Annotated in this window: 1 protein-coding gene; it reads right to left on the bottom strand. The window is 60.5% G+C overall.

What is annotated here, in order from left to right:
• Window positions 1–124: 124 nt before the first annotated feature.
• Window positions 125–1,468 (bottom strand): histidine phosphatase family protein, encoded by a 1,344-nt coding sequence (locus tag NW819_RS12615; RefSeq protein WP_414413957.1) that lies wholly within the window; start codon window positions 1,466–1,468, stop codon window positions 125–127.
• Window positions 1,469–1,509: the final 41 nt, after the last annotated feature.

Raw genomic sequence — 1,509 nt, 5'->3', positions numbered from 1 at the left:
TGCAACCACACATCGGTTACTTCATCCCGCTGGCGCCAAGGATCCAACAGGCGCACTCCCTGGAGATGCACATTTTGTCCTGTTAGTCGTCCTGTTAGCTCGCGGAGAGGGGATGAGCCCATCTTTACAAAGCTCCGGCAGTGGTGCAGTCCAGGATCTGGCCGGACAGATGGGTGGTGAGGTTCAACACCTTCAAAACCGGGGCACCCTCCTTGCCTTCTGGATAGTCGATCACCGTAATGGCACCATTCCCCTGCTTGAAGATCCAAAAAGCCTGTGGGGAAAGGTTGAATAACTGACAGAGGATTGCTTTGTTGATGGCATCGTGGGCAACAACAACCGCCGTGCCCTGAGGAAACTGGGCTGCGGTGATGGACAAAAGCTCCTGCCAAGCGGAGCGAGTGCGCTCCCACACCTGGTGAAGGTTTTCCCCATTGGGCATCTGCACACTGGCGGGATCCCGTTGCCAGCGCTCCAGCTCGCCGGGGTATTCGGCTTCGACTTCGCTTTGCAGCTTGCCCTCCCAGTCGCCGTGGCAGATCTCTTGCAAGTCGGGCATTGGGCGCAAAATGAGGTTGCTGTGGTTGCTGCAGATGGCATCGGCTGTGGCCCAAGGGCGCTTCAGGGGGCTGGAGAAGGCCAGTTGCAGAGGTTGAGTGGCCAAAAATTCTGCCACCTTGGCTGCCTGTTCCTCCCCGGTGGCATTGAGGGGGATATCCCGCTGCCCCTGAAAACGGCGCTCTCGGTTCCACTGGGTTTCTCCATGCCGCACCAGCAAGATGCGCATCCCCTGCTTGCGCTTGGGCAGGGCTTGGCCGAGGTGAGCGGTGATGTTCAGAGATTCCAGTTGTGGCGGCCCCTGCAGGCCCTCGGGAAAATTGAGAACGCTGATGGCGCAGTTATCCTGCCCAAGGCGGTGATAGTGGTGTGGCCCCAGGCCGATGGCGGTGCTGACCAGGGCGCGATTGATGCCGCTGTGGCCCACGATGAGGATATTGAGGGTCTGTCTCTGGGAGGGATCCGCTCCATGGTTCCAGGGGCCCGAAGCCGATTGCAGATGGAAAGCCAGCATTTCCCAAAACCCCTGCGCCTGCTGCCAGAGATCCCGCACCGGAAAGCGGCCCTCTAGCTCCAGGGTGTCGGGATGGTGCCGCCACAGATGGTAATCCTCGGGGTATTTCTCCTGCACCTCGGCAAAGGTCAGCCCTTCCCAGGCCGTCAGGTCGATCTCCCGCAGTTGATCGGTAACGTGCAGAGGGATCCCTTCTCGGTCTTTCAAAATGACGCGAGCGGTATCGAGGGCGCGAGACAGGGGGCTGCAATAGGCGCAATCCAACGGGATCCCGGCCAGGGCCTCGGCTACACGCTGCGCCTGCACTTCTCCAGTGGGGGTGAGCCGGGAGAGATCGGAGCGGCCTTGGATGCGATTTTCCAGGTTGAAGGTGCTCTCACCATGGCGCACGATCAAGATGCGCAGGGCAGGCTGGTCGCGGTAGCGGGACGGAGTCC

The organism is Synechococcus sp. R8-2 (assembly GCF_047461715.1).
Lineage (GTDB): Bacteria > Cyanobacteriota > Cyanobacteriia > Thermostichales > Thermostichaceae > Thermostichus.
This window is presented reverse-complemented; position numbering and strand designations above follow the sequence as displayed.